25 protein-coding genes are annotated in these 25,615 nt (G+C 63.6%); 14 read left to right on the plus strand and 11 right to left on the minus strand.

The window, feature by feature from the left end:
* Window positions 1–10 precede the first annotated feature (10 nt).
* The 5 genes from ACMGFL_RS06975 to hisE all read left to right on the plus strand — a co-directional run bounded on the left by ACMGFL_RS06975 (window position 11) and on the right by hisE (window position 4,021).
* Window positions 11–307 carry a DUF7521 family protein gene (locus ACMGFL_RS06975; RefSeq protein WP_436934813.1) on the plus strand — a complete coding sequence of 99 codons (297 nt, stop codon included), beginning with the start codon at window positions 11–13 and terminating at the stop codon, window positions 305–307.
* Between the two features lie 68 nt (window positions 308–375).
* Entirely contained in the window at window positions 376–2,217 is a 1,842-nt protein-coding gene (locus ACMGFL_RS06980; protein ID WP_436934814.1) for a UvrD-helicase domain-containing protein, read from the plus strand.
* 111 nt (window positions 2,218–2,328) lie between these two features.
* Complete coding sequence (locus tag ACMGFL_RS06985; RefSeq protein ID WP_436934815.1) at window positions 2,329–2,916, plus strand: riboflavin synthase; 588 nt, start codon at window positions 2,329–2,331, stop codon at window positions 2,914–2,916.
* An 83-nt stretch (window positions 2,917–2,999) separates the two neighbouring features.
* Window positions 3,000–3,617, plus strand: coding sequence for a pyridoxal 5'-phosphate synthase glutaminase subunit PdxT (gene pdxT / locus ACMGFL_RS06990; RefSeq protein WP_436934816.1), 618 nt, complete (start codon window positions 3,000–3,002; stop codon window positions 3,615–3,617).
* A gap of 89 nt (window positions 3,618–3,706) precedes the next feature.
* Window positions 3,707–4,021 (plus strand): phosphoribosyl-ATP diphosphatase, encoded by a 315-nt coding sequence (hisE, locus tag ACMGFL_RS06995; RefSeq protein WP_436934817.1) that lies wholly within the window; start codon window positions 3,707–3,709, stop codon window positions 4,019–4,021.
* Window positions 4,022–4,214: 193 nt separating this feature from the next.
* On the opposite strand, the gene ACMGFL_RS07000 is transcribed toward hisE, so the two are convergent.
* The 3 genes from ACMGFL_RS07000 to ACMGFL_RS07010 form a co-directional block, all read right to left on the minus strand.
* Window positions 4,215–5,243, minus strand: coding sequence for a class I SAM-dependent methyltransferase (locus tag ACMGFL_RS07000; RefSeq protein WP_436934818.1), 1,029 nt, complete (start codon window positions 5,241–5,243; stop codon window positions 4,215–4,217).
* A 251-nt stretch (window positions 5,244–5,494) separates the two neighbouring features.
* Window positions 5,495–6,559 carry a phosphotransacetylase family protein gene (locus ACMGFL_RS07005; RefSeq protein ID WP_436934819.1) on the minus strand — a complete coding sequence of 355 codons (1,065 nt, stop codon included), beginning with the start codon at window positions 6,557–6,559 and terminating at the stop codon, window positions 5,495–5,497.
* Window positions 6,556–8,652: an acetate--CoA ligase family protein gene (locus ACMGFL_RS07010; RefSeq protein ID WP_436934820.1), complete on the minus strand. Its 2,097-nt coding sequence runs from the start codon at window positions 8,650–8,652 to the stop codon at window positions 6,556–6,558. The genes ACMGFL_RS07005 and ACMGFL_RS07010 overlap by 4 nt, the downstream gene beginning before the upstream one ends.
* Before the next feature lie 108 nt (window positions 8,653–8,760).
* On the opposite strand from ACMGFL_RS07010, the gene ACMGFL_RS07015 reads away from it, so the two are divergent.
* Window positions 8,761–9,351, plus strand: coding sequence for a response regulator transcription factor (locus ACMGFL_RS07015; RefSeq protein ID WP_436934821.1), 591 nt, complete (start codon window positions 8,761–8,763; stop codon window positions 9,349–9,351).
* 42 nt (window positions 9,352–9,393) lie between these two features.
* Here ACMGFL_RS07015 and ACMGFL_RS07020 read toward each other — a convergent pair whose 3' ends face one another.
* Window positions 9,394–9,543: a hypothetical protein gene (locus ACMGFL_RS07020; protein ID WP_436934822.1), complete on the minus strand. Its 150-nt coding sequence runs from the start codon at window positions 9,541–9,543 to the stop codon at window positions 9,394–9,396.
* Between the two features lie 151 nt (window positions 9,544–9,694).
* Between ACMGFL_RS07020 and ACMGFL_RS07025 the strand changes: the two genes are divergently transcribed.
* A complete protein-coding gene (locus ACMGFL_RS07025; RefSeq protein ID WP_436934823.1) occupies window positions 9,695–10,249 on the plus strand; it encodes a DUF7547 family protein in 555 nt (184 codons plus the stop codon).
* Here ACMGFL_RS07025 and ACMGFL_RS07030 read toward each other — a convergent pair.
* Window positions 10,246–10,620 carry a Zn-ribbon domain-containing OB-fold protein gene (locus tag ACMGFL_RS07030; RefSeq protein WP_436934824.1) on the minus strand — a complete coding sequence of 125 codons (375 nt, stop codon included), beginning with the start codon at window positions 10,618–10,620 and terminating at the stop codon, window positions 10,246–10,248. The two genes, ACMGFL_RS07025 and ACMGFL_RS07030, sit on opposite strands and share 4 nt — an antisense overlap.
* The gene (locus ACMGFL_RS07035; RefSeq protein WP_436934825.1) at window positions 10,617–11,765 is read right to left on the minus strand and encodes a thiolase family protein; all 1,149 of its coding nucleotides are present in this window, start codon (window positions 11,763–11,765) and stop codon (window positions 10,617–10,619) included. Before ACMGFL_RS07035 ends, ACMGFL_RS07030 begins: the two co-directional genes overlap by 4 nt.
* 228 nt (window positions 11,766–11,993) lie before the next feature.
* Here ACMGFL_RS07035 and ACMGFL_RS07040 point away from each other — a divergent pair, with 228 nt between their 5' ends.
* On the plus strand, window positions 11,994–13,118 hold the full coding sequence (locus tag ACMGFL_RS07040) for an ABC transporter ATP-binding protein (RefSeq protein WP_436934826.1): 1,125 nt from the start codon (window positions 11,994–11,996) through the stop codon (window positions 13,116–13,118).
* Window positions 13,119–13,145: 27 nt separating this feature from the next.
* Here the strand turns inward: ACMGFL_RS07040 and glpB are convergent, their stop codons facing one another.
* From glpB to pyk, 3 genes are all read right to left on the minus strand, one after another.
* Window positions 13,146–14,441 (minus strand): glycerol-3-phosphate dehydrogenase subunit GlpB, encoded by a 1,296-nt coding sequence (glpB, locus tag ACMGFL_RS07045; protein WP_436934827.1) that lies wholly within the window; start codon window positions 14,439–14,441, stop codon window positions 13,146–13,148.
* Window positions 14,438–16,228: an FAD-dependent oxidoreductase gene (locus tag ACMGFL_RS07050; RefSeq protein WP_436934828.1), complete on the minus strand. Its 1,791-nt coding sequence runs from the start codon at window positions 16,226–16,228 to the stop codon at window positions 14,438–14,440. The genes glpB and ACMGFL_RS07050 overlap by 4 nt, the downstream gene beginning before the upstream one ends.
* 63 nt (window positions 16,229–16,291) lie before the next feature.
* The gene (gene pyk / locus ACMGFL_RS07055; RefSeq protein ID WP_436936426.1) at window positions 16,292–18,037 is read right to left on the minus strand and encodes a pyruvate kinase; all 1,746 of its coding nucleotides are present in this window, start codon (window positions 18,035–18,037) and stop codon (window positions 16,292–16,294) included.
* Between the two features lie 221 nt (window positions 18,038–18,258).
* Here pyk and ACMGFL_RS07060 point away from each other — a divergent pair, with 221 nt between their 5' ends.
* The 4 genes from ACMGFL_RS07060 (at window position 18,259) to ACMGFL_RS07075 (ending at window position 20,869) form a co-directional block, all read left to right on the plus strand.
* The gene (locus ACMGFL_RS07060; protein WP_436934829.1) at window positions 18,259–18,651 is read left to right on the plus strand and encodes a helix-turn-helix domain-containing protein; all 393 of its coding nucleotides are present in this window, start codon (window positions 18,259–18,261) and stop codon (window positions 18,649–18,651) included.
* 167 nt (window positions 18,652–18,818) lie between these two features.
* Entirely contained in the window at window positions 18,819–19,406 is a 588-nt protein-coding gene (locus ACMGFL_RS07065) for a DUF7110 family protein (RefSeq protein ID WP_436934830.1), read from the plus strand.
* A 105-nt stretch (window positions 19,407–19,511) separates the two neighbouring features.
* The gene (locus tag ACMGFL_RS07070) at window positions 19,512–20,201 is read left to right on the plus strand and encodes a metal-dependent transcriptional regulator (RefSeq protein WP_436934831.1); all 690 of its coding nucleotides are present in this window, start codon (window positions 19,512–19,514) and stop codon (window positions 20,199–20,201) included.
* 77 nt (window positions 20,202–20,278) lie between these two features.
* Window positions 20,279–20,869: a winged helix-turn-helix transcriptional regulator gene (locus ACMGFL_RS07075; RefSeq protein WP_436934832.1), complete on the plus strand. Its 591-nt coding sequence runs from the start codon at window positions 20,279–20,281 to the stop codon at window positions 20,867–20,869.
* A gap of 24 nt (window positions 20,870–20,893) precedes the next feature.
* On the opposite strand, the gene ACMGFL_RS07080 is transcribed toward ACMGFL_RS07075, so the two are convergent.
* Window positions 20,894–21,445 (minus strand): hypothetical protein, encoded by a 552-nt coding sequence (locus ACMGFL_RS07080; RefSeq protein ID WP_436934833.1) that lies wholly within the window; start codon window positions 21,443–21,445, stop codon window positions 20,894–20,896.
* 193 nt (window positions 21,446–21,638) lie between these two features.
* Between ACMGFL_RS07080 and ACMGFL_RS07085 the strand changes: the two genes are divergently transcribed.
* Window positions 21,639–22,025, plus strand: a complete 387-nt coding sequence (locus tag ACMGFL_RS07085; protein ID WP_436934834.1) for a thioredoxin family protein — start codon at window positions 21,639–21,641, stop codon at window positions 22,023–22,025.
* A gap of 18 nt (window positions 22,026–22,043) precedes the next feature.
* Here ACMGFL_RS07085 and ACMGFL_RS07090 read toward each other — a convergent pair whose 3' ends face one another.
* Window positions 22,044–24,164, minus strand: a complete 2,121-nt coding sequence (locus ACMGFL_RS07090; protein ID WP_436934835.1) for a thioredoxin domain-containing protein — start codon at window positions 24,162–24,164, stop codon at window positions 22,044–22,046.
* A gap of 155 nt (window positions 24,165–24,319) precedes the next feature.
* On the opposite strand from ACMGFL_RS07090, the gene purD reads away from it, so the two are divergent.
* Window positions 24,320–25,609, plus strand: a complete 1,290-nt coding sequence (gene purD / locus ACMGFL_RS07095; protein ID WP_436934836.1) for a phosphoribosylamine--glycine ligase — start codon at window positions 24,320–24,322, stop codon at window positions 25,607–25,609.
* Window positions 25,610–25,615: the final 6 nt, after the last annotated feature.

Below are 25,615 nucleotides of genomic sequence, written 5' to 3' on the forward strand. Positions count from 1 at the left end.
CGACGGAAGGATGGTCGAAGCCGAGCCACTCGTACGGGGGGTACTGTTGGTCTTGCGGTTTATCGTCTTTGGGCTGGCGCTTGGCCTGACGCTGATCAGCTTTCAGGCGTATCAGAAACAGCGAACGACGCGGCTCCAGTACGCGTTTCTCGGGTTTGCGTTCATCAGCATGGGGGTTGCCGTGAGTAGCGTTATCACACAACTCGGAGCCGACGCCGACCCGAGCATCATCACCTTCTTCCAGATGGTCGAGACGATCCCGTTCATCATCGGGTTCAGTATGCTGTATCTCTCGCTGTACCGATAGGCGGTACGGCGGACTCGCGCCGTTGAAATTCGCGTTGTTTATCAGGCCGGAGGGCTTCTAGGTGCCCAATGACTGAAGCTACGCAGGTGACACGTCTGTTCGGGGGACCGGGGAGCGGGAAGACAACGGCACTGCTGGATCGGGTTGAGGAGCTACTCGAGGAAAACGACGACGTCGAGGTGCGGGACGTCCTCGTCGTCTCGTACACCCGTGCCGCGGCCGCCGAAATCCGCGAGCGACTCGCGGAGCGACTCGACACGACGCCGCGGGCACTTCGGGGAAACGTCTGCACGATGCACGCGAAGGCCTACGACCTGCTAAACCTCTCTCGCGGGGACGTCGTCGGTGAGTCAGACAAGGAGGACTTCTGTGAGGAGTACGGCATCGAATACGAAGACGAGTACGAGGGGTCGCGCCGTCGGTCCGCACGGTCGACGACGCTCGGAAACAAGGTGATCGCGACGAGCCAGTGGCTCCAGCGCACCCGCCGAGACGTGGCCGACTGGTACGACGTCCCCTTCCAGTGGGACGAAGAGGAGGTTCGCCTCCCGCCGGAGATAGACGACAACGCACAGACGGGCAACAAGTACACGCCGACGTGGCCGAGCGACGACGACCGGCTCGACATCCCCGAAGCGATCCGGGCGTGGCGCAACTACAAGGGCGAAAACGGGTTGACCGGCTTCGCTGACATGCTCGAACGCGTCAAGCAGCGCTCGCTGTTGCCGAGCGTCGACTATCTCGTCATCGACGAGTTTCAGGACATCACGACGCTGCAGTACGACGTCTACACCGAGTGGCGACCCCACATGAAGCGCGTGCTCATCGCCGGTGACGACGACCAGGTCGTCTACGCGTGGCAGGGGGCCGACCCGGATCTCCTGCTCGAAGAACCGGTCGACGAGGACGTTATCTTGCCCAACTCCTACCGACTCCCCTCCCAGATTCTCAACGTCGTCAATCAGGAGGTCAGACACATCGAGAAGCGCAAGGAGAAAGATCTTGAACCGCGCAAGGAAGGCGGCGGCGTGGAAGCAATCAGCAACCGGTCGATGCTTGATCTCTCCCGAGAGGTGACGCGAACCGTCGACGAGACTGACGAGACGGTGATGGTGCTGTTCCGCGCGCGCTATCAGATGTTCCAGTTCATCGACGAGTTCATCGGCGAGGGGATCCCGTTCAAGTGTCTGACCGACCAGCGGATGTGGACTGACCGGCTCTGCCAGTACGTCGACGGCATCGAGGCACTCGCTGAGGACGAACCGCTCACCGGCCTGCAGGCACGCCGCCTCGCGGACATGCTCGCAGACTCCGCGTTCGGAACCGGCGAACGCGACGACTTCTTCGACGCGCTGGACGAACGCGAGGAGGAAAGCGACGTTGAGGACATCGCGAACCTGGCTATCGAACCCGACCTGATTCGCGAGTACGTCCCGTTCGCGCCCGACCCGCCCGCCGCGGCCGACATGCTCCGAAAGGTGACGAACTTCCAGGAGCAAAGCGTCGCTGCGTACTTCGCGGGAACGTACGAGGGAATGCAACGCGACCGGGTGCGTCTCGGGACCATCCACTCAGCGAAGGGTCGTGAAGCCGACCACGTCTTCGTCGCCACGGATCTGACCGAGAAGGTGGTCGAGCAGATGGCCGCAACTGTCGAACAGAACGACGAGGACGTGCCCGGCGACGGCGAGTTCACCAAACACACGAGTCCCGTGCCGACACTGACCGACAACGAGCGCCGGGTGTTCTACGTCGGGATGTCGCGCGCCCGCGAGCGACTCGTCATCCTCGAAAACCTGGTCGACGGCGCGCCGACGCTCCCCATCGACGTGCTCTTGCAAAACGAACCAACAGAAGGCCCTATCGAGGACCTGCTCGACGACGTCGAGGACCCGCCGGTCGCACAGTAACGTGGGTCGAGAGAGACGAGTCACACAGTAGTGTCGCGAGATATCCAATCGCACAGTTGCGTGTGTCGAGATATCCAAACCGCTTTGCGCACACGCCCGTAACCGCCCGGTATGTTCACCGGAATTGTCGAGGAGACGGGTGCGGTGCGGGCTGTCACCGAGGCCGAGGATGGCGTTCGACTCCGGATCGAGACCCGTTTCGAGGGGCTATCCGTGGGCCAGTCGATTGCCGTCAGCGGTGCCTGTCTGACCGTCGAAGCATTCGGTGACGGGCACTTCGATGCGTTTCTCTCCGAGGAGACGGTCGAACGGACCTATCTGGGGGAACTCGAAGCGGGTGACGTTGTGAACCTCGAACGTGCCCTCCCCGCAGACGGGCGCTTCGACGGGCACTTCGTTCAGGGACACGTCGACGGAACGGCGACGGTAGAAGCCATCGAGCAGGTCGGCGAGGACTGGCAGTTCACCTTCGGGCTTCCCGACGCGCTCGCCCCCTACGTCGTCGAGAAGGGCTCCATCGCAGTCGACGGGATCAGCCTCACCGTGTCCAACCTCCACGCTGATTCCTTTGCAGTTGCGATCATCCCCGAAAGCTACGAGATAACGACGCTCTCGGAGAAGGCAGTCGGTGACCCCGTTCATCTGGAAGTCGATGTCGTCGCGAAGTACGTCGAGTCGCTGGTCGAGGGCTACGCGTAGTTCCAGAGCGGACGGTCGTTTGCGATGGTACGGTGTGTAACGGCAAGCGAGAGGTTTTTTCGCGGGCAGCGACTAGTCAGCGTATGAGTTTGACTGCGGGCGTCATCGCCGTGCAGGGTGACGTGACCGAACACGGTGACGCGATACGAGCGGCCGCACGCGCTCACGGCGATGAGGTGACCGTTCGGGAGATACGGCAGTCGGGAATCGTTCCGGACTGTGATCTCCTCCTGATCCCGGGTGGCGAGTCGACGACCATCTCGCGACTCGTCGAGCGCGAGGGGATCGACGAGGAGATTCGCGCCCACGTCGAGGCCGACAAGCCGTTGCTTGCGACCTGTGCCGGACTCATTCTGGTCAGCAGGGACGCGAACGACGAGCGGGTGACGACGCTCGACCTGCTCGATATCTCCGTCGAGCGAAACGCCTTCGGCCGCCAGCGAGATAGCTTCGAAGCCCCGCTGTCGGTGACCGGTCTCGACGATCCGTTTCCGGCCGTGTTCATCCGCGCACCGCTCATCGACGACGTCGGTGACGGCGTCGAGGTGCTCGCGACGTGGGAGGACCGTCCAGTCGCGGTTCGACAGGGACCGATCGTCGGAACCGCGTTCCACCCGGAACTGACCGCTGACTCGCGAATCCACGATCTGGCCTTCTTCGACGATATCGCAGTCGACCGTTCGACGGCCCCAACTGAGTGATCTGCTCGACGGCATCGCCGGGATGACGTGCTCGACGGTCCCAGTGGGTGTTTCGACGGCCTGAAGGCGGTCGCAATCGACACTCGGGTATGGTCGAATCGTCAGCATCGGACGGAACGCCCGACGAGATCCTCGACGAACTGTTCGCTGTCATCGAAGACCGGAAGGAGACGCTGCCGGAGGGTTCCTACACTGCGTCGCTGTTCACACACGAAAAAGGCGAGAACGCGGTGCTGGAAAAGCTCGGCGAGGAGACGACTGAACTCGTGTTGGCCGCCAAGGACAACCGGGAAGACGAACTCGCACACGAGGCGGCCGACATCGTCTATCACCTGCTCGTCTTGCTGTCGATGAAAGACATGACGCTCGAGGACCTCCGGGACGAACTCGCAGAGCGTCGATGATCGCGGATGTGGCCCGTCGGTGGCGCTCGGGACCTCAGATGAGCGAGACGGCGCCGTAGGCGACCACCGATCCCACCATCAGGATGACGAAAAAGAGCGCGATCAACTGTTCGCTGTCCATACAACCGGTTCGACCCGGCTGGAATTATGTGTTTCGCTCCAGAGAAGTGGGTAATCGAGTGTACAGCGTCGCTCACTCGACCTGTGCATCGACGACGACGTGACGGACGCCCTCGCTGTATCCCTTGACGTCGATGGTCGAATGTGTCGCTATCCGTCGACCGGCCGCTTCGACCGCCTCCCGTAGCCGCCCCACCGGTCGGTCGGGGACAAGCCCTTCGGGTGTCGCCTCGTGCATGTGAACAGTGCCGCCCGGAGCGAGCGCGGCGAGTGCGCTCTCCAGATATCGGTGTGCCTCGTAGTAGCCCATCACCACCCGGTCGAAGGCGAAGGAGTCAGACTGGTCGAGTCCGCTTGCGATCACGTCGCGGCAGTCAGCGCGATAGGTCTCGACGCGGTCCGTGACGTCGTTTCGGACGACGTTCTCGACGAGATACTGGAAGGTGGGCGGGTTTCGCTCGACGGCAGTCACCGTCGCCCCCGACCGGGCCATCGGGAGCGCGAAGTACCCGATTCCGGCGAACATATCGAGGACGCGCTCGCCATCAGACACCACCTCGCCCATCCGGGCGCGTTCTGCCTTGTTTCCGGGTGAGAACATCACCGTCGAGAGATCCATCGCGTAGGTTGTTCCGTGTTCCCGGTGGACTGTCTCGGTATCGCCCTCACCGGCGATGACGCGAACCGACGGCTCCCGGTGTTCGCCCGCGATCCCCTCACGTGCGAGGACGGTGTCGGTCTGGCCGTGCATCGCGAGCAAGGCGTCGCCGACTTCCTCGGGTCGCGGCGCGTCGCCGATGTCGACGAGAACGACGCTTCCGAGTACCGCCCACGACCCCGGCGCGCGGTCGAGTTCCGCCGCGGTCCAGCCGCGGTCACGGAGGTGGTCTTCGAGCGTCCGGAGTCGCACTGGTCCTTCCTCACGGACGAGTTCGAGTACGTCGGTCTCCTCGGGCGCGACCGTGACTGGAATCGCGACGGTTTCGTCGCCACACTCGTAGACGCTCCGGTCGGCGTCGTAGACGCCCTCGGAACGAAGGGACCCGATGGCCGCCTGCGCGCGCCCCTTCTCGACGATGGCAGAGAGTGACTGCTCGCTCATTCAGTGAGTACGAGATAGCACCGTCCCAATATATACCGTTGGGGATCGATTCAGTCTCCGGTTGAAGATCGATTCCGTCGGATGCCCGGTGTGCCGATTGCCGCGGCGCTCGTCGCCTGTTGTCGCTGGAGAAAGGGGCGTTTTGCCCCCGCGTGTGACACTACGGAGCCAGATGGCTCCATCCACACTAATCTCTCAGGAGAAATAAGTGTGTCTGACAACTGAAAGATATTTGAGGCGTACTGTCGTGATCACTCCAATCCGAGGACGTCGTCGATTTCGAAGCTTTCTTCGAGCAGTTCGGCCATGTGTTCGACGGCCGTGACGCCCTGCGTGCGGCCAGCACGGAGTTCGTCCTCGACTCGGTCGATCGTCACGCGAGTGTTTGATTTGACAGACAGTACCGGGACGGAGCGTTTCGAGGCCGTGCCGAGGATAGCCTTCGAGGGGCGGTAGCCGCCGGTCAGGATGAGGCAGTTGACACCCGACGATTCGAGCGCTGTCGTCTGGATGTCCGACCGGTCGCCGCCGGTGATGACCGCACAGTTGCGGGTGCGTCGGAAGTGTTCGAGCGCGGCGCTCTGGCCCATCGCCCCGACGAGAAGTCGTTCGATGCGCCCATCGAGGGGCACGTCAGGGGTCAGCAGGTCAGCGCCAAGCGACTGCGCGAGTTCCTCGACGGTGACACCGGCCAGCCGTTCGTCGCGTGGGATCGCTCCGAGCGTCCGGATCGACCGGCCGTCGAGAAACGGGAACGCCTCCTCGCTGAGCTCCTCGATATTGTTCCCCTCGACGGCGTTGAACAGCACGCCCGACAGCCGATCCCCGAACGCCTCCGCGCCCGCGATGACCTCGTCGAGATCACGGGGATCGGTGTACTCGCTCACCAGTACCGCCTCGGCGTCGAGCAGGTCCGCGATGTCGGGGTCGGTCAGGTCGATGATCTCACCGGTCTGGGGGCGGTTGCTCCCTTCCAGGATCATCACGTCGCAGTCGGCCGCAAGCGTCTCGTACTGCTCGGCGACGCGCTCGCGGAGTTCCGCCGGATTCTCGCGCCCGCGGATTGCCTCCTGTGCGAACATTCGGGAGTAGATGATCGGTTCGAGTTGGGCCATGTCGGCATCGAGACCGAGTACCTCCCGAGCGAGGTCAGGGTCCTTGTCCCGCGTCTTGCCGACCGTGCTTTCGATGCGAGTCCCCTTCGGCTTCATGTAGCCGACGTCGTGTCCGGCCTCGTCTGCGATCGAGGCGAGCGCGAGCGCGATTGCCGTCTTGCCTGTGCTCTCTCTGGTCGAACTGACTAGTATCGTGGTCATAGCTTCTCCGTATCGAGTGTGAGTCGCAGGTCCAGTGCCGCGACGCCGTCGGGGGTCGCGACGACCGGGTTGATGTCCAGTTCCGTGATCGCGGGGAAGTCCGTCACGAGCTGTGAGACACGCTGAATGACTTCCGCAATCGCCTCGACGTCCGCTGGCTCTCGTCCCCGGGCACCGTGCAAGAGCGGCGCTGACGTGATCTCGTCGAGCATCGACCGGGTGTCGCGCTCTGAGACGGGCGCGACCCGGAAGGAGGTATCCTCCATCACCTCGACGAAGATACCCCCGAGCCCGAACATCACGAGCGGGCCGAACTGCGGGTCGCGGGTCATGCCGACGATGGTTTCCGTCCCCGTGTCGGTGTCGACCATCTCCTGTACCTGAACGCCGACGACCGTCGCATCGGGCTGGTAGTTTTCCGCCCGGACGAGCAGGTCCTCGTAGGTGTCGCGTACGTCCGACTGGGCGACGCCAACCTCGACGCCGCCGATGTCGGACTTGTGGGAGATGTCCGGGCTGACGATTTTCATCACGACGCGCTCCCCGAGTCGTCGTGCGGTCTCGATTGCCTCGTCCGGGGAATTCACGACCGCGCCGTCCGGCGTCGGGATGCCGTAGGCGTCGAGCAGTTCCATCCCTTCGACGCCGATCTGACGCGTCCCGCGTTCTGCTGCGCGTTCGAGATACGCGCGCGCCTGCTCGCGGTCGACCGGAAACGTCGTCGGTTCGACGTACTCGCGCTCGCGAATGTGTCTGTACTCCGCCAGCGCGTCGAGGCTGTCGACGGCCCGCGCCGGGTCGAAGTATGTCGGGATGCCCGCCTCGGAGAGCGTGTCCGCGGCCGCGTTCGTCGACGACCCGCCCATCAGCGCAGTGACGACCGGCGTCCCCGACTCGCGCTGTTTCGTCACGACGGCGTCGGCAAGCGCCTGGAAGGAGAGCGGCGCTGTCGGACACGCGAGCACGAGCGCCATCCCAACGTTGTCGTCAGCAAGCACGGTATCGAGCGTCGACTCGAAGCGGTCTGCGCGGGCGTCACCGATGATGTCGACCGGGTTGTAGATGTTCGCACCCTCTGGGAGCGACTCGGAGAGTGCGGTCAGCGTCTCGTCGGTGAAGTTCGCGAGTTCGAGATTCGAACCGCCGACTGCGTCTGTCGACATCACGCCCGGCCCGCCAGCGTTCGTGACGATGGCGATCGTGTCGCTGTCCGGCAGTGGTTGGCCGGAGAGGGCGGCGGCGTAGTCGAACAGTTGCTCGGCCCGATCGACGCGGATCGCTCCGGCCTGGTCGAGACCCGCCTCGTAGGCACGTTCGCTGCCAGCCATCGCCCCGGTGTGTGACGCTGCGGCGGACGCACCTGCCTCAGTTCGGCCCGACTTGACGACGACTACCGGTGTGTCCTGTGTCACCTCCCGGGTCGCCTCGATGAAGGCCCGTCCGTCGCTGATATCCTCTAGATACCCTAGAATGACGTCAGTTTCGGGGTCTGCCCCCCAGTAGTTGATGAAGTCGGACTCGTCGAGCACCGCCTTGTTGCCCAGCGAGACGACGTTCTGAAACCCTGCGTGACGGTCGCTGGCCCAGTCGAGGACGGCCGTCACGAACGCGCCCGACTGACTCATGAAAGAGATCGACCCGGGGCGTGCCGACGTGGGCGAGAACGTGGCGTTCAGACCGACTGTAGTCCCCATCACGCCGAGACAGTTCGGGCCGACGAGATTGAGGTCGTAGGTCTCTGCGAGTTCGACGAGTTCGCGCTCGCGTGTGGCACCTTCGGTTCCCGCTTCGCTGAATCCGGCCGTGATGACGACGACGTTCTTGATGCCCGCCTCGCCAGCGCTCCGAACGACATCCGTCGCGATAGACGGCGGGACCACGACAACCGCAACGTCGACAACTGGAACGTCCGCAAGAGAGGCAAAACAGTCGAGACCGAGCACCGAGTCCCGGTTGGGGTTGACTGCGAACACCTCTCCCTCGAACTCCGCGAGAAGGTTTTCGGTCACTGCCTTTCCAACTGACCCGTCGTCGTCTGATGCACCAACGACGGCGACCTGTTCGGGGGCGAACAGCGTCGATAACTCACCCATCAGATCGTGGTTCGAGTGCCATGGTCAAATACGTTCGTCCACGGTCTCACAGAGCGGAGTCAAAGGCGTTCACACAAACCTTATGCACCGAGACGTGTAAATAGAACTATGGGTGATCCGGATACTGCCGTCCAACAACCGACCGTATTAGTCGTCGACGACGACAGGGAGACGGCCGATGCGTACGCCGAGTCGCTCAGCGAGACGTACACGGTTCGGACTGCATATTCGGGAGCGGAAGCGGTAGACTGGATCGATGAAGACGTGGCCGTCGTGTTGCTCGACCGGAAAATGCCCGGACTGTCGGGCGACGACGTACTCGACCGGGTTCGCGAGCAGGGGCTCGAGTGTCGGGTCGTCATGGTCACGGCAGTCGAACCCGACAGGGACATTCTCGACCTCCCATTTGACGATTATCTGGTCAAGCCGGTGTCTCACGACCAGATCCGCGATGCCGTCGAGCGGATGCTGGTTCGGATGTCCTGTGACGAACAGATACGGGAACTCGTCGCAGTCGCTTCGAAGATGGCAACACTCGAGTCGAAGATGACACTCGAAGAACTCGAATCGAGCGCCGCTTACGCCAGCCTCGAAGCGGAGTTTGCCGAACTGAAAGACGGAGGGGCCGACCTCGCCGAGTGTGAGGGAGACATCTACGCCGAGTTTACCACTGAGAAGATACGGACGCTGTTCAACTGATCCCGGAACTGGGCGCGCGGAACAGTAGCCGAGACAACCGCGTCAGGGTTCGAGCGGTTCCGTGTAGTCGGTCGCGATCCAGCCGTCGGTGTTGTCCGCCTCCGTGAACACGATGCGATCCGGTGAACTCCGATGAGCAGTCACCCGACACTCCGGGACCTCCGGGCCGTCTTCACCATCAAGCACTGACATGGTACAGGGTAGGTCGTCGGGGGGCTATAAGGATTTTGGTGTGCCTAAAATTCTGAGAATTGGGTAGTTCGATGCGACCGGTCAGGGCGCAGAGAGACGCGATAGCGTAACAGCGGGCATCGTTTTAGTGTGTCGGTGATCTACGTCCAGTATGAGCGAGCGCAGGGATCCGGACACGGCGGAGTTGCTCGCGGAGTTGACACAGACGTTGCGAGAGTTGCAGGCGGAAGTCGAGCCCGACCGACGATTGCGGCCGCCCACTCCAGGCGAACTCACCCGATTCACTTCGGAGATCGCGATCCCAGGGATAATTCTCGTGTTGCGCACGAACATTCGCGCGCTCGAACTGCTCCAGCGGACGCTTCGCATGGCTGATGGCCGCAGTCCACAGACCGACGGTACACTCTCCGAAGCACGCGAGCGCGCAGAACAGGCCGGGAGCGCGACGCTCGCTCGACTCGACGATGCGCTCACACAACTGCAGTCGGCAGTCGACGGTCGGTCGGAAAACGAGCGCACGACGGAGTTGCTCGAACGCGCACAGGAGTTGCGCGCGGAGGTCCAGCGGGAACTCGACACCCAGAGCGACCCCGTCGACATCGACGTCGACGCAGAACTGCAGGCGATCAAAGACGACCTCGACGATGCAGACGGGTCTGACTCGGACACGGGGGACGAAAACGCCCCCGACCCGGACGAGAGTTAGTCCGACCGCACGCGCTCGAATCGGTGGCCGTCCCACTCCTGACTCGCCGCGTCACGGAGACTTCGTTCCGGGTCCCGGAGACGGTCGACGTACACCGGCCGCACCGTGTCACCGACCGCGACCGAACCCGTCGTCTGCCCGAGAACACGCACCTGTGTGTCCCCGGCAGAAAATTCCACGAGCGCGAGTCCGTTTGGCTCCCGGACGCCAGTCGGCGTCACAGCACTCTCCGTCCAGGAGAGTACCGTCCCGTGGCTATCCGTCAGATCGATCGTCTCGTCCTGTGTACGCCCGCAGTGTGGACACGACGACATCGGCGGGACGGTCGCGTGTCCCGCGTCGCACCGTCCCGCCAGCAGTCGCTCGCTCATGCTCCCCCCTCGAAGACGGCTGTCGTGACACAGTTCCCGAACCCGCCGATATTGCAGGTCAGTCCCCGGTCTGCCTCGACCTGTCTGTCACCTGCCTCCCCGAGCAGTTGTCGGTACACCTCCACCGCCTGTGCGACGCCGGTGGCACCGAGCGGGTGTCCCCGTGCCTTCAGCCCGCCGGAGGTGTTGACCGAGAGCGGACCTGACGGAATTGCCTCCCCGATTGCGTGTTTCCAGCCGTCGCCCTGCTCGGCGAACCCGAGCGCCTCCAGCTGGAGTGGTTCGAGAACGGTCGCCATGTCGTGCAGTTCCGCGACGTCGATATCCGCGGGACGACAATCTGCCATCGAGAGCGCCGTCTGACCGCTCTCCTCGACGGCCCGTAACTGCATCGGATTGGGGCGATGCTGGACGAGATGGGTGTCCGTCGCACCGCCGATACCAGTGACGCGAACGAACTCGTCAGTGTACTCCCGTGCCGTGCTGACCGGACAGCACAGAAGCGCCGCGCTCCCGTCGGTGACCGGACAGTAATCGTACAGTCGGAGCGGGTCCGCGACCAGTGGACTCTCCAGCACGTCCGACCGAGTGATGGGCTTGTGAAACTGTGCGTGCGGGTTCGAGCAGGCGTGCCGATGATTTTTCACCGCGACAGCCGCGAGTGACTCACACGTGGCCGCCGTCTCGGAGAGATACAGGCGAGCGACGAGTCCGGCAAACGAGGGGAGCGTGACGCCGTGTGCGTACTCGAAGGGGTGAGTGACGGAGGCGACGATGTCGGCCGACTCCGCTGTCTTCCGGTGGGTCATCTTCTCGCCGCCGACCAGCAGTGCCATCTCGCTGGTTCCGGACGCAACGGCCCGAACGGCCGTCTGAAGCCCGGCCCCGCCGGAGGCAGACGTCTGGTCGACGCGCTCGGCGTACGCCGGGAGCACACCCAGATCGGACGCGAGCGCGTTCATCGTCCCGGTCTGTCCCTCGAACTCACCGCTCGCCATGTTCGAGACGACGAGATGGTCGACGGCGTCGCCCGCGACGCCAGCATCGTCGAGACACGCTCGCCCAGCCTCCGAAAGCAACTCCAGAATCCAGCCCTCCCGCTCGCCGAAGTCCGTCATCGCCGCGCCAATGATAGCGACGTCCATACGCGCTATCTCGAACGCCGCGGTTGTGGTCGTTTCGGTCAGCCATCTGACCAGCAACGTGGTGTGACAATTCCCACTGCCGAAGAGGAAGCGACAGATACTTTTGGCGTGCCTAAAATATATACGTATAATGAGTTGTTTCGTCCGGGTGCGGACAACTGCGTTCTGTCGACTCACAGACCGGCGTCATCAGAACGGGAGTCCCAATTCAGTGAGGTAGAGGCCACGATGTCACAACAGACACTCACAGCGGAGACGGATTCGGCGCAGTTCAGTGAAGGACCAGCAGACGCGTCGACCGACGTGCTCGAGCTGGATGGACTCACGCAGGAATACGGTGCGGAAACGGCCGTCAAGGACCTGACGCTCTCCGTTCGTGACGGGGAACTGCTGACGCTGCTCGGGCCGTCGGGGTGTGGGAAGACGACCACGCTCCGAATGATCGCTGGGCTGGAACAGCCAACTCGCGGGACGCTCACGATCGACGGCGAGACGGTCGCTTCGGAGACGGGCTGTGTCTCCCCGGAAGACCGCGATGTGGGGCTGGTGTTTCAGAACTTCGCGCTCTTTCCGCACCTCTCGGTTGCGGAGAACATCGCATTCGGAATCGACGACTGGGACGCCGACGACCGGGAGGCGCGCGTCGACGAGTTGCTCGAACTGGTCGGGTTGACCGACCACCGCGAGAAGATGCCCGCGCAACTGTCCGGCGGACAACAACAGCGGGTCGCGCTGGCGCGCTCGCTCGCCCCAGAACCGGACGTCCTCCTCCTCGACGAACCGTTCTCGAATCTCGACGTTCGCCTCCGTGTCGAGATGCGACAGGAAGTGCGGGAGATCCTCAAGGCAACTGGTGTCACCGCTGTCTCCGTGACACACGATCAGGAGGAGGCGCTCTCGATTTCGGACCGCGTTGCCATCATGAACGACGGGGAGATCGAACAGGTCGGCAAGCCCGAACTGGTGTTCGAGAACCCCAAGTCACGCTTTGTCGCCAGCTTTCTCGGCCGGGCGAGTTTCGTCCCCGGTCGCGTTCGCGGTGACGTCGTCGAAACACAGCTCGGCACGCTGCACACCGACCAGCTTAACGGCCCCATCGAGGCCTACGACGGCGCGCGCATCGACGTACTCCTCCGACCCGACGACCTCACGGCCCACCTCGAACACGAGGACGCCGCAGACGGCCACATCGTCGACCGGCAGTACAACGGACCGACGTTCGTCTACACCGTCGAACTCACCGACGGAACCGCTGTTCGGTGCCTGCACAACCACGTCGAAACCTTCGAACACGGCCAGCCAGTCCGCGTCGACATCGAGGCGGACCACGGCCTCGCCTGGTACCCGACCTGACAGCGGTAGAGGTGAACGCCTACTCGTTCACTCATCCTGTATCGCCGTTCGCCCGGCAACGTAGCCGGTGACGACGGCCACGCCACTCCGGGATTTCTGTGTTGCAAAGTTCGTCCCGCCGAGAAGCGGGCCGACCGCCTGGAGGTTGGCAAACTCCGGCGTGTCGCGCTCGGTCAACGGCCTGAGCTGGTCGTCGACGAGGACGCCGAAGCTTGCGAAGGGCTGGTCGTCGAGCGGAGCGCGAACGGACCACTCGGTTCGGTCATCCGGATGCGGGACGTGGCAGTCGAAGACTGGCTCGAAGACACCGGTCTGGTCGCTCACCAGTCCGCCCGTTTCCAGGCCACCTGTTGCGAGCACGAACTCGTGGCCGCTGTACGTGACGGATTCGCCATCCTGCTCGCACTCGATTCGCTGTATCCTGTCGCCGCGGTGTTCGAAGCCGTCGATGCTGACAGACTCGATTGAGACATCGTGGGCAGCCAGTCGATCTGCGAGCAGCCGTTCGAGGCGCATCCCGCCGAGATGCGGGTGGCCGATCGGGATCTCGAAGACGTCGACCGAGAGTTGCTCCTCGATAGTTTCGCGGATGCGGCGATGGTCATCGAGCCCGAGGACGGCCGGGAGACCGAGTCGTTGTTCGACATCGAGTTTCTCTCGGAGCGTCTCGACGAGTTCTTCGAGCGGCGAGTCGAACGTACGCTCGGGCGGTTTGCGCGTCGCCGGCTGGTCATCCTCCGGTCGAACTCGATCCGAGTCGTCACCGTCGAGCGCGCTGGCAAACGACTCCGAGAGCGGTTCCGACAGGGCGATATCGAGCGATATCGACTCTCCTGTGACAGCGTATGGAAGCTGGTCGTCGAACGTATCGGCCAGATAGTACGCGTCGAAGGCGCTCAGTTCCTGAAATCCGACGAGAAGGGTCTCGCGGGTGTCGCTCACGAGGCCGCCAGCCATTCCGGCGGGATAGCGACTGGTCGGTGTGATGCGCCCGGTCGGAGTCATCAGCAGTGCGTTCGTCTCGCCTCCGGCGTAGTGATCGCCAGTCACGTCGTCGAACAGCGAGAGCGCCTCGGTCACACACCCCTCACCGAGGCGGATATAGGGGTGATTCTCGGGGAGTTCACCCATCCTGCGCTCGGGTGTCACTACCGGCCACCGCTCGTCTGCCATGTAGCCGAGTACGTCGATCGTTCCCGTGAGATGGGCAAATTCGTCCCCCCGAGTAAGCACGGTCACCGCGCTGTCCGGTCGCTCGCGGGCGGCAGAAAGCGCCGCGACGTATCCGCCGAGACCACCACCGACGACGACGAGGTCGTTCATGGCGGCTCCCGGAGGCACTGTGTCGGTCGTTCGTCGGTCGTCTCCGATCCGTCGCTGAACCTGCTCAGGTCCAGCGAAGACGCGTCCGGTGCCATCCTGTCGGTCGTCTCCGTGTGCAGTAAGTAGGTCTCCATCGCACTCGTAAGCTGGTCCCCCCAGAGCGTGTATCGCTGGCCCCGCCACCGCTCGTTCAGCAGAGAGTTGAGGGCTGACTCGACCGCGTAGCGATCCTTGCCGGGATGGAGCTGTGTCGCCATCCGATGCGCACAGCGACCGCCCTGACAGACGCCTGACCCTGCCCCTGTTCGGATCCGAACGTCGTTCAGATCCGCGGACGGCCCGGCGTCGTCGATTGCCTCGTGGACTGCATCTTTCGTGACGCCCAGACACGGGCAGATCACAGCCCCCTGTGGGTCCGGTTGTCCGCGCTCGAACTGGTCGGTGTCGTCGGTGAGTCGCCCGAATGCATTCTGTGTCCCACCCCAGTTCCGCAAGGAGAGTTCGTCCGTCTGACACTCGCGCTGGATGCCGAACTCGCCGCAGATGTGGTCGGTCACGCGTTCCGCGAGATGGCGGTGTGTTGTGAGTCGCGCGCCGACGACGGTGACCATCCCCCACGTGTCGTGATACTTCGTGTGGTCGATGTGTACACCCCCGGAGATGTCTGCGGTTTCGAGGTCGGTTCGGACACTCCACTCGGTGCGAGGGAGTCGAGTGGTCTCGATACCCGGAACAGTCTCGGAGAGACCCGCGAGGATGCCGTCGACGGCCTCACTCAGACCCGTCTCGTCGTCCGGATTCTCGACCGTCTCGGTCGCGGTTCCCAGCACGCTCATCGAACCGGCCGGAACGACGTGCTGTTCGCCGGATTCCTGAATCTGTCGGACAATCGTTTCGGTCGACGCAGACGCAGAGAGGACGACGGCCGATCGGGTGAATTCGAGTGGCAGGTCGAATCCGGCCATCGACGCAATCTCTCCCGCGTGCGCCCCGGCCGCGTTGACGACGTAATCCGCACGGATCTCCTCCTCGTTGCTCGCGACGGTGTTCTCGATCGATGTGTGGTCGAGCGTATCGCCCCGCTCGGACTGTCCCGCCCGATTGCCATCACCGGAGCGCTGTGATCCACTCTCGCCCGGCCGCTGTTTGCTGGTATCCGGCGCACCGAAACTTCGGCCCGGCGCGGCGGCGGGGCTGACAGCACCGCCGTCGGTCACCGCCTGCCGAGTGCCGTCGACCCGCACACCGACGACCGACCCGTCCTCGACGAGTACGTCGGTCACCTCGGTGTGCGTTCTGATCGTGGCCCCGTGCGCTGCTGCGTCGCTTGCCGTATCGAGTGCGAGCCGAAACGGATCGACCGTCGCATCCGGAATCCGGGCTGCCCGGTCGATCTCGGGCGAGAGCGACGGTTCGACCGCGCGAATCTCGTCCGCTCCGAGTTCTCTGACCGAGATGTCTAATTCGCGGCACGCCTCTATGGTGCGGTCGTACTGCGCCGACTGGTCGCCGTGGTCGACGAGCAATCCACCCGAGTCGTCGATGCAGTGCCCCGCAATCTCGCGCAAGACCTGCCCTTCGCGGAGACACCGACGGGCGAGTTCCGGATCCGTGGCTGCGTGCCTCGCGCCGCTTTCGAGCAGCGTCTCTGTCCAGCCAGTAGCGCCCGATGCGAGCGTGCCACGCTCGACGAGCGTCACATCCAGCCCGCGGATCGCGAGATCCCTGGCAGTCGTAATCCCCGTGACCCCGCCGCCGATGACGAGGACGTGTGGCGTATAGCCCATCCAATCGGTCGTGTGTGTGGTTTCCCCGTACTTATACTGCGCGGGTTCGGCACCGACACGCGGTCAGGGCCGCTCGGTCTGGTCCGCTGCCGAGTAGACGACGCCGCGTTCGGCGTCGAGTGTCACCTCGGCCCCATCCGCGACGTCGTCCGGGATCTGTGCGTGTCCGACCATCGGAATCTCCAGTTCTCTGGCGACGATAGCCGAGTAGCCGGTCATCCCCTCGCGTGCGCTGATGATCCCCGACAGCTTCGACACGTCGCCCTCGAACTCGCCGTCGAATGAGGCTGGCACTGCGATGATCGCTCCCTCCGGGATCGCAGCAAGGTCGCCATCGTCGACACGGTACAGTGGCCCGCTGGCAAAGCCCGAAACGACAGAGCGCCCGGAGACGAGCGTCTCCGAGGCGACGTGGACCTTCAGCGTGTTCGCGGTGTCGAACCCGCTCAACTCGGTCATCATCCCCGAGAGCACGACCACGGTGTCGCCGCTTTCGGCGGCGCCGGTATCGAGTGCGGCGTGAATCGCCTGCTGGATGACCATCTCGGCGCTGTCTTCGATGTGTTTCGTCAGCTTTGGGATCGTTCCCCACGACAGCGTCAACTCTCTGCAAACGGACTCGTTTGGACTCGCCGCGACGATGGGGATGTGAGGGCGATACTTCGCGGCCTTGAGCGCCGTGTAGCCCGATTCACTCGCCGCGACGATCACGTCGGCATCGACGTCCCGCGCCAGATAGCGGGCCGACCGGGCGAGCGCGTCCGTCCGGGTGTCACTCGCAGGTGGGACCCGCTGTTCGAGTACGTCGTCGTACTCCTCGCTGTTCTCGACGTCGCGGATGATGCGGTCCATCGTCTCGACGACACGAACCGGATGGTCGCCGATGGCCGTCTCCCCGGAGAGCATCACCGCGTCGGTGCCATCGAGCACCGCGTTTGCCACGTCTGAGGCCTCCGCGCGGGTGGGGCGGCGCTCGTGGATCATCGAATCGAGCATCTCCGTCGCGGTGATCACTGGGACGCCAGCGCGGTGACACTGCCGGACGATTCGCTTCTGGATCATGGGGACGTCTTCGAGCGGGCACTCAACCCCGAGGTCACCGCGTGCGACCATGACAGCGTCCGCTACCTCGATGATCTCGGACAGATTCTCCACAGCATCCGCGCGCTCGATTTTCGCGATCAGCGGGATATCCGCCCCGCGCGTTTCGAGTTCCGCGCTGATGTCGAACAGGTCGTCTGCCCCCCGAATGAAGCTTGCAGCCACGAAATCGACCGACTTCTCCGCCGCCAGGTCGAGTTCGCGTCTGTCTGCGTCGGTGACCGATGGCAGCCCCAGATCCACACCGGGCACGTTCACGCCGCTCCTGCTCGTCAGCTTTCCGCCCGAGACGATGTTGGCTCTGATCCCCCCGGAGACGCTCGTTATCTCCGCCTCGATCCGCCCGTCGTCGATGAGGATTTCGTCGCCTGCACTCGCCCGTTCGAGTGACGTGGACAGGCCGATCCGGTCGACTGTCGCCGTCTCCCCCTCGAACAGTTCGACCTCCGACCCAGATTCGAGGTGGATCGGTTCGTCGATAGCCGCCGTTCGGATCTCCGGGCCAGGCAGGTCCAGAACCGTCGCGATCGGTCTGTCGAGATCGTCGCTTACCGCCCGTACGGTCTCGATCAGGTCACCGCGCTCGTCCGTGCTCCCGTGGCTGGCGTTGAATCGGGTGACGGACATCCCGGCGTGTGCGAGTCGCCTGATCGTCTCGGCGTCCGACGATGCGGGGCCGAGCGTACAGACGATCTTCGCCCGCCGTATCGTCCCCCCGTCAGCGGTGTGGATATGACTCATGCCGAGGCTTTCGTCCCCGCCCGCCATGAAGGTGATCGTTCACTCTGTCGGTCACATCGTCACAGCCTCGGTGCAGACGCGTCTAGCGGACACGACCGCGTTCGACGCCAGCACCAGCCACCCCGTATAAAAAACACCCCGTATATGCGTGTGACAGACTGGTTGTTTCCCGGGAGTAAGAAGCAAGCATGACACAAACCCCAGCACCACGCGCGCGACAGCGGAATGGGACGGCGGCCGACGAGGAATCAGGGGACATCGACTCCGTGCTGTCGGTCCTCGAAGACGAGAACTGCCGGGCGATTCTCGAAGCGACGAGTACGGACACCCTCTCCGCACAGGAGATCGCAGACCGCTGTGATATTGCGCTTTCGACGACCTATCGAAAGCTGGAGGAGTTGAACGAAGCCGGATTTCTCAAGGAACAAATCCGCCTGTCTACCACCGGGAAACATACGAGCGAGTACACGGTGCAGGTCGAGGACATCACTGTCTCCATCGACTCCGACAGCGGCGTGCAGGTCTCGTTTGGGGACCTGGTGACCGAGCGTCCGTCGTCACTGGCTGCTGGCGCAGACTAACCAGTTGCTGTAACGACAGAAAGGGATGGTGACGGCGACGACCAGCCACTCGCCCGATGTATTTCTCGGCGCTCGAAGGATAGCCCATATATGGATGGGGTGCGTAGATGCAGGTGACATCCCGTCACCAGCGCAGGCCCGTGGACCCACCCCAACCAATTCAAACCATGACCAGCCGTGTATACAGACTTCATTCGACGTTGGAACTGCCGCTCGAAGACGTGTACGACTACTTCGACGATCCGGACCTCCCCGAAAACGTCGAAGACGTCGACATCACCCGACGAAACAACACGCTCATCATCAGCGCCGTTCCCGGCGACGACAGCATCAGCAAGTACACCCCGACCGCCCAGTTGAAGGCGAGCGTTACCGAAAATCGAGTGTACGAGGACGAACCCGAGGACGAACACGGAAAGCCACCGCGAGGCGGCGGCGGCCCGCAGTGGGGCGCACTCGAAGAGGAAGAAGAGATCGAATCTGAACTCGTCGAATACGCGTGTTTCAAGGGCGACCGGGAGACTGTTCTGCAGAACACGGCCTTGCAGTACCAGATGTTCGAGGTGCTGTGTCAGATCGCCGAACGCGCAGAACGAGGGACACTTACAGCCGTCGCCGCTGACGAGGAGGACATCGAGGCTGTCCGCATCGTCGACGGTGACCGGCGGCCAGCATCCGTGACTGTGGCTGAGGACCCCACTGATTCTGAGTCCGACGACAGCGTCGACTGGCGCAGCAACGAGTTCATTTCATAACCACCGAGACGGCCGAGCGGAGGGACTGACACGCTGAAGTTCGCTTTCCCGAACGCGACCGCACGGCGACGGTATCCTTATGGTTTTGACGCGTCTAATCCGACCATGCTCAGTGCCAAGATGGAGGACTATTTGAAGGCGGTCTACGAGGTGCAACAGCGGACGGGGGAACCGGCATCGACTTCGGCGATCGCCGAACTGCTCGACGTGACGCCGCCGACGGCCACGAGTATGATGGAGAAGTTGGCCGAGCGAGGGTTCGTCGAGCGCGAGAAGTACAGCGGCGCGGAACTGACCGAGGAGGGGGAAGCCGTCGCGCTCGAAGTCATCCGCCATCACCGGCTGCTGGAGACGTATCTCGCGGAGCAACTCGACTACAGCTGGTCGGAGGTCCACGAGGAAGCCGACAGGCTGGAACACCACATCAGCGAGGAGTTCGAGCGCCGCGTCGCGGAGACGCTCGACGACCCGACAGTCGACCCCCACGGCGACCCAATCCCCGCAGACACGCTCGAACCGGTCGAGGAAGCGCCCGACTCGACGCTCATCGAACACGGCGAGGGCGACACGGTCGTCGTCCACCGCGTCCGTGACCGGGACCCGGAGGAACTCGACTATCTCGAAGCCCACGGGATCAGCCCGGGTACCGAACTAGTCGTCGAGGAAGTCGCCCCCATCGGGATGCTCACCGTCGAACTGCCCGACGGCGATACAGTTTCGGTCCCGGACGAAATCGCCTCCACGATATACGTCCGCACCGTCGACGGGGCGGCCGATATCGAGCGTCTCGCCTGACTGCCTACGCCGACTCTCGTGGTCGCGACCAGCGTGGCCTCGCACGGGTTTTTCACGCTCGGACTCGTCTGTCGCGTATGGACGAACTCGACGAAACCGACCGGGAGATTCTCGACATTCTGTTGTCGGATTCCCGGCGATCGTACAGCGCGATTGCCGACGCCGTCGGCCTGTCACCGCCCGCTGTCTCGGACCGGATCGAGCGGCTTCAGGAGATGGGCGTCATCCGCAGGTTCACTGTCGACATCGACCGGAGTGTGCTCGCACAGGGCGTGCCTGTGCTGGTGACCGTGACCGGCGTGTCGGGCGCAGGCCCCGATATCGAAGCGTCACTCGCGGCCGCTGAAGAGACAGAACACGTCTTCCGGACGGTCGACGACACCGTCGTTGCGACGATGACGGTTCGGGCGACCAGCGCCGGGGAGACCGTTCGGGACCGACTCGACCTCGACGCGGTGCGCGAGTACGAGATCCGACTGCTCGATGGCCGAGACTGGCAGCCACAGGTCGGTGATGCGACATTCGCGCCGGAGTGTGTCGAGTGTGGAAACACGGTCACCGAGGAAGGCGAACGCGAGCGAATCGACGGAGAGGTCTATCACTTCTGCTGTGCGTCCTGCAAGAGTGCATTTGTCGACCAGTACGAGCGTCTTAGCGAAGAAGCCTGATCCACCGGTCGCTGACAGCCACAGTCAGAGCGAAACCGGTGCATCCCCGATTGGGTCCGGAACCGTGAGTTCCCGTTCGATCGATTCGGTCCCGGTCAGCACGACGATTCGCACCGATTCCCCGGCCGCAAGTCGCTCTCCGAACTCCTCCGCGCCGTCGATGTCGTCGCTTCCGAGGTCGAACTGCAGGTGTGCGCGTTCGCCGTTTTCGAGGACGCTGTCGCCGTCGATGGCGAATGTGCCGTTGCCGCCCGTGGCATCCGGGGCCGTCACCCGATAGGTCCGATTGGCGACCCAGAAGACGGTCACGCGGTCGAGATCGACTGGCTCAGTGTGCGTTCCCGCCGCAACGTCGAGTTCGACGGTTCCGAGCGAGGTTCCCTCGTCGGCGGGCGCGTCGCCGGTGGCCGACAGCACGACTAGCGTTCCACCGTCGGGTGCATCTGCCGTCCCCCGGATGTCGACACCCCCCAGTCCGAGCGCGAATGGGACGAGCGCGAGTAGCAACACCACGACAGCGAGAAACGCCGCAACTCGGAGGAGTTGCAGATCACTTCTGTCGACCAGACCCGACATGTCGATAGCGGGGATACACTCCCCCGTCGCTTAAAAGAACGGGAGACGACGAGCGGGCAGAACGTCTGCTGTCAACCGATCCAATCACTCCGCATGCAGCCCGACAGACCCAGCGGGCCGCCTTGCTCGACAGAACCGCCGGAGGTGTCTCACGGCTGAAAACCTTAATTCGTCTGGACACGCAAGGGTACGTATGACACTTGAAACGCTCGAACCCAACCCCGTCTGGATGGCGGACGCCTACGCCGACACGGTAGCGACGCTCGAAGCGTACAACACGGCGGTCGTCTACAAGGTGTGGGGTGGGGACTGGTGCAAGGACTGCCGAGCACAGCTTCCCGACTTCGGGGCAGCGCTCGAAGCAGCCAGCGTGCCAGAGAGCCACATCGAACACTACCCGGTCGACGAAGACAAGCAGGGCCCCGGCGTCGAGGAGTACGACATCGAGTACATCCCGACGGTCGTCGTGGAACGCAACGGCGAGGAAATCGTTCGCTTCGTCGAGGAGGAACCGGAGCCGATTGCGGTCTGGATCGCTGACCGCCTCGAAGAGGTGCTCGGTGACGTAGAACAGCAGTGACTGAAAGCGTTCTCTCGATCAGTAGTTGAGCATTCTCTCTGCCCAGTTGAGGGCCGCTTCGAGTTCGGTCCGCGGCGGCGAACAGGTGAAGGAACGACAGACGTAGGCTGTCGGTTTGTCGTCGAGTTGGTCACGGTTGTTCCACAGCGACGGGGCCGATTCGAGGCCGAGCGAGTCGAGCCAGTTCTGGAACGTCTCCTCGTCGCCCGGGCGGCGTGCTATCAACCGCGGCGAGAGATACCGTTCTGCCAGAATCTCAGCCCACTCCTCGGGCATCGTGTCCGTGGCGAGTGTCAGTTCGAGCACCCCGTTTGTGACAGTATCGGCCGCGAGCGTGAGCGAAGCGTGTTGCAGCGGATTCGTCCGAACGCGCGATCCGTGAGTGTCGACGACGCTCGCGGCAACGTCTCCGAACGCGTCGTCGTCGACGAAGTGGTCGAGCGCCCAGAGCAACTCTACCGCGACGCCGAGACTCGACGGCGTCGACTGGTCGTGCAACTCTTGGGGCCGAGCGATCAGCGACTCGCCGTGCTCGGGGGTGAAGTACAGCGTCTCCGCGTCGTCGTCCCAGAACTCGTCGACGATGGCGCGACCCAGGTCGAGCGCGAATCGAAGCTGGTCGACGTTGCCGGTCGCCTGATAGAAGTCGAGGGCACCCCGTCCGAGGAAGGCGTAGTCTTCGAGGTAGCCGTCGATTTTCGTCACGCCATCCTTGTATCGGCGCAGGAGACGCTGTTCGTCGTCGTCCCAGAGATGCTCTCGCAGGAACTGCAGGGCGTCGATTGCTGTCTCCGCGTACGAGTCGTCGAGGACGATTGCGGCGTCTGCGAACGCAGAGATGGCGAGGCCGTTCCAGCTTGCGAGAATCTTCTCGTCACGCGGCGGCCGTGAGCGTGTCTCGCGCTCTGCCAGCACCGTCTCGCGTGTCCGCGCGAGTGACTCCTCGACTTCAGATTCCTCGAGCTGATACGTCCGGGCGAGTTGTTCGACCGACGAACCGAGTGTCAGTACCGACGCCCCCTCGAAATTGCCGGTCTGGTCGACCCCGAAACGGTCAGCGAAGAGGTTCGCTTCCTCGGAGTCGTCGATAAGTCCCTCAATCTCCTCACGCGTCCAGACGTAGTACGCCCCCTCCTCGCGCTCGCCGCTCTCACCGACGCTCTGTGCGTCGAGTGTGCTGTAGAAGCCCCCGTCCTCGTGTGTGAGTTCCGATTCGACGAAATCCAGGCTCTCCTCGGCAACGGTCGCAAAACGCTGTTCGTCGGTGAGTTGATAGGCGTGGATCAGCGCCCGCGGAATCTCCGCGTTGTCGTACAGCATCTTCTCGAAGTGCGGGACGGTCCAGGTGCGGTCGGTGGCGTACCGGTGGAAGCCCCCACCGAGTTGGTCGTACATGCCGCCGTCGCACATCGCAAACAGCGTCTCGGTGAGCACGTCCCGGTAGACGTCGCGGTCGGTTCTGTCGTAGGCACGCATGAGCAAATGGAGTCGGCCGGGATGGGGGAACTTCGGGCCGCTCCCCCAGCCGCCGTGCTCGCGGTCAGCACCTCGCACGGCCGCCCTCGCCGCATCTTCGACGGCGTCGTCGTCCGGCTGTTCGGCGTCAGTGGGCGTCGATTCCAGTTCGTCCGCGACAGCTCCCGTCCACTGCTCGGCCCGGTCTTCGAGTTCCGAGCGGTCATCGGAGCTCCAGGATGCGCTGATGTCTTCGAGCAACTGGCGGAATCCGGGTTGGCCGCGCTTGGGTTCCTTCGGGAAGTAGGTCCCGACGTGGAACGGCTTCTGGTCGGGCGTCAGCCAGACCGAGAGCGGCCACCCGCCAGTTCCGCTCACGCGCTGACAGATCGTCTGATAGATGCTGTCGACGTCGGGACGTTCCTCACGGTCGACTTTGATCGGCACGAACTGTTCGTTCAGAATTTCGGCGATTTCCTCGTCCTCGAAGCTCTCGTCGGCCATCACGTGACACCAGTGACAGGCCGCGTAGCCGATAGAGAGAAAGATCGGTCGGTCCAACTCGCGTGCCGCCGCCAGCGCCTGCTCGTCCCAGGGCTGCCAGTTGACGGGATTGTCGGCGTGGGCACGGAGATACGGGCTCTCCTCCTCGTCGAGCCGGTTTTCCTCCACGGGGGAACTCATAGGGACTGGTTGACACTCGTGACAGGTAAGCGCACTCATCCGCACTCGAATACAGCCGACTGATCGCGCTCCGTCAGGGGAACATCGCCTCGCAGATTGCTCCCATCGCCGTGCAGAACACAACATTTACACGCAGTTCGGACCCGCATACGGGTATGGACGAGACAGTACTGCTGGTCGGCGGCGGCGGTCGGGAACACGCAGTGGCACGTGCGCTTGCAGACAGCGACGCCGCACTGTACGCCTGCGCGGGCAACCGCAATCCCGGGATTGCGCGTATCGCCGACGGGTTCGAGTCACTCGACACCACGAACCCCTCGGCGGTGACCGAATATGCGCGAGACATCGACGCAACGCTCGCGGTGATCGGGCCGGAAGCGCCCCTCGAAGCGGGCGTCGCTGACGCGCTCGACGACGCTGGTGTCTACGCCTTTGGCCCCCAGCAGTCCGAGGCCCGCATCGAGACGGACAAGGCCTTTCAGCGCCGCTTCATGAAGCAGAAGGGGATCTCTGGCTGTCCGGACTTCGAGACGTTCGACGACATGGAGCGGGCCTGCGAGTACATCGACGAGTACGACGGCGATCTGGCGGTCAAGCCCGCCGGACTGACCGGGGGCAAGGGCGTCCGCGTCATCGGCGACCAGGTGACCGCCGAGGAGGCAAAGGAGTACCTCAGAGCCTCGGACTACGACCAGGTGGTGCTCGAAGAGCGACTTGTCGGCGAGGAGTTCACGGTGCAGGCGTTCGTCGCGAACGGCGACCTGCGCGTGACGCCAGCAGTGCAGGACCACAAGCGCGCCTACGAGGGCGACGAGGGGCCAAACACCGGCGGGATGGGCTCCTACAGCGACGGGTCGCTCGAACTGCCCTTCATGACCAACGAGGAGTACATGGAGGCAGTCGACATCCTGCAAGAAGTCGTCGACGCTCTCGACGGGTACAAGGGCGTCCTGTACGGGCAGTTCATGCTGACGGCAGACGGGATCAAAGTCGTCGAGTTCAACGCCCGCTTTGGCGACCCCGAAGCGATGAACACGCTCCCAGTCCTGGAGACGGACTTTCTCGACGTGTTGCAGGCGGCCCACGACGGGGTCGCACTCCCGCAACTCACCTTCAGCCGACAGGCGACGGTCTGCAAGTACGCCGTTCCCGCCGGCTACCCCACAGACCCCGAGGGCGGCACCAAAGTCACCGTCGACGAGGAGAGCATCGGCGATGCGCTGCTGTTCTATGCGAGTGTCGACGAGCGTGAGGACGGTATCTACACGACGACGTCGCGGTCCTTCGCCGTCGTCGGCGTCGCAGAGTCCATCACGGAGGCCGAGGAAATCGCAGACGACGCGCTCTCGGCCGTCGGAGACGGGATGCGCGTGCGTCACGACATCGGCAAGCCGGACCTGGTGAACGAACGCATCGACCACATGATAGAACTCCGCGGGAACTGACGGCGC

This window comes from Halovenus marina, from assembly GCF_051414115.1.
GTDB lineage: Archaea > Halobacteriota > Halobacteria > Halobacteriales > Haloarculaceae > Halovenus > Halovenus marina.

Excerpts from the sequence above, each read along its gene's own strand:
- glpB (WP_436934827.1), bottom strand. The coding sequence starts at position 14,441 with ATGAACGACCTCGTCGTCGTCGGTGGTGGTCTCGGCGGATACGTCGCG.
- ACMGFL_RS07040 (WP_436934826.1), top strand. The coding sequence starts at position 11,994 with ATGTCACAACAGACACTCACAGCGGAGACGGATTCGGCGCAGTTCAGT.
- ACMGFL_RS07015 (WP_436934821.1), top strand. The coding sequence starts at position 8,761 with ATGGGTGATCCGGATACTGCCGTCCAACAACCGACCGTATTAGTCGTC.
- hisE (WP_436934817.1), top strand. The coding sequence starts at position 3,707 with ATGGTCGAATCGTCAGCATCGGACGGAACGCCCGACGAGATCCTCGAC.
- ACMGFL_RS07030 (WP_436934824.1), bottom strand. The coding sequence starts at position 10,620 with ATGAGCGAGCGACTGCTGGCGGGACGGTGCGACGCGGGACACGCGACC.
- ACMGFL_RS07000 (WP_436934818.1), bottom strand. The coding sequence starts at position 5,243 with ATGAGCGAGCAGTCACTCTCTGCCATCGTCGAGAAGGGGCGCGCGCAG.
- ACMGFL_RS07025 (WP_436934823.1), top strand. The coding sequence starts at position 9,695 with ATGAGCGAGCGCAGGGATCCGGACACGGCGGAGTTGCTCGCGGAGTTG.
- ACMGFL_RS07075 (WP_436934832.1), top strand. The coding sequence starts at position 20,279 with ATGGACGAACTCGACGAAACCGACCGGGAGATTCTCGACATTCTGTTG.
- ACMGFL_RS07060 (WP_436934829.1), top strand. The coding sequence starts at position 18,259 with ATGACACAAACCCCAGCACCACGCGCGCGACAGCGGAATGGGACGGCG.
- ACMGFL_RS07005 (WP_436934819.1), bottom strand. The coding sequence starts at position 6,559 with ATGACCACGATACTAGTCAGTTCGACCAGAGAGAGCACAGGCAAGACG.
- ACMGFL_RS07020 (WP_436934822.1), bottom strand. The coding sequence starts at position 9,543 with ATGTCAGTGCTTGATGGTGAAGACGGCCCGGAGGTCCCGGAGTGTCGG.
- ACMGFL_RS07050 (WP_436934828.1), bottom strand. The coding sequence starts at position 16,228 with ATGGGCTATACGCCACACGTCCTCGTCATCGGCGGCGGGGTCACGGGG.
- ACMGFL_RS07035 (WP_436934825.1), bottom strand. The coding sequence starts at position 11,765 with ATGGACGTCGCTATCATTGGCGCGGCGATGACGGACTTCGGCGAGCGG.
- pdxT (WP_436934816.1), top strand. The coding sequence starts at position 3,000 with ATGAGTTTGACTGCGGGCGTCATCGCCGTGCAGGGTGACGTGACCGAA.
- purD (WP_436934836.1), top strand. The coding sequence starts at position 24,320 with ATGGACGAGACAGTACTGCTGGTCGGCGGCGGCGGTCGGGAACACGCA.
- ACMGFL_RS07070 (WP_436934831.1), top strand. The coding sequence starts at position 19,512 with ATGCTCAGTGCCAAGATGGAGGACTATTTGAAGGCGGTCTACGAGGTG.
- ACMGFL_RS07010 (WP_436934820.1), bottom strand. The coding sequence starts at position 8,652 with ATGGGTGAGTTATCGACGCTGTTCGCCCCCGAACAGGTCGCCGTCGTT.
- ACMGFL_RS06985 (WP_436934815.1), top strand. The coding sequence starts at position 2,329 with ATGTTCACCGGAATTGTCGAGGAGACGGGTGCGGTGCGGGCTGTCACC.
- ACMGFL_RS07065 (WP_436934830.1), top strand. The coding sequence starts at position 18,819 with ATGACCAGCCGTGTATACAGACTTCATTCGACGTTGGAACTGCCGCTC.
- ACMGFL_RS06980 (WP_436934814.1), top strand. The coding sequence starts at position 376 with ATGACTGAAGCTACGCAGGTGACACGTCTGTTCGGGGGACCGGGGAGC.
- ACMGFL_RS07085 (WP_436934834.1), top strand. The coding sequence starts at position 21,639 with ATGACACTTGAAACGCTCGAACCCAACCCCGTCTGGATGGCGGACGCC.
- ACMGFL_RS07090 (WP_436934835.1), bottom strand. The coding sequence starts at position 24,164 with ATGAGTTCCCCCGTGGAGGAAAACCGGCTCGACGAGGAGGAGAGCCCG.
- ACMGFL_RS06975 (WP_436934813.1), top strand. The coding sequence starts at position 11 with ATGGTCGAAGCCGAGCCACTCGTACGGGGGGTACTGTTGGTCTTGCGG.
- ACMGFL_RS07080 (WP_436934833.1), bottom strand. The coding sequence starts at position 21,445 with ATGTCGGGTCTGGTCGACAGAAGTGATCTGCAACTCCTCCGAGTTGCG.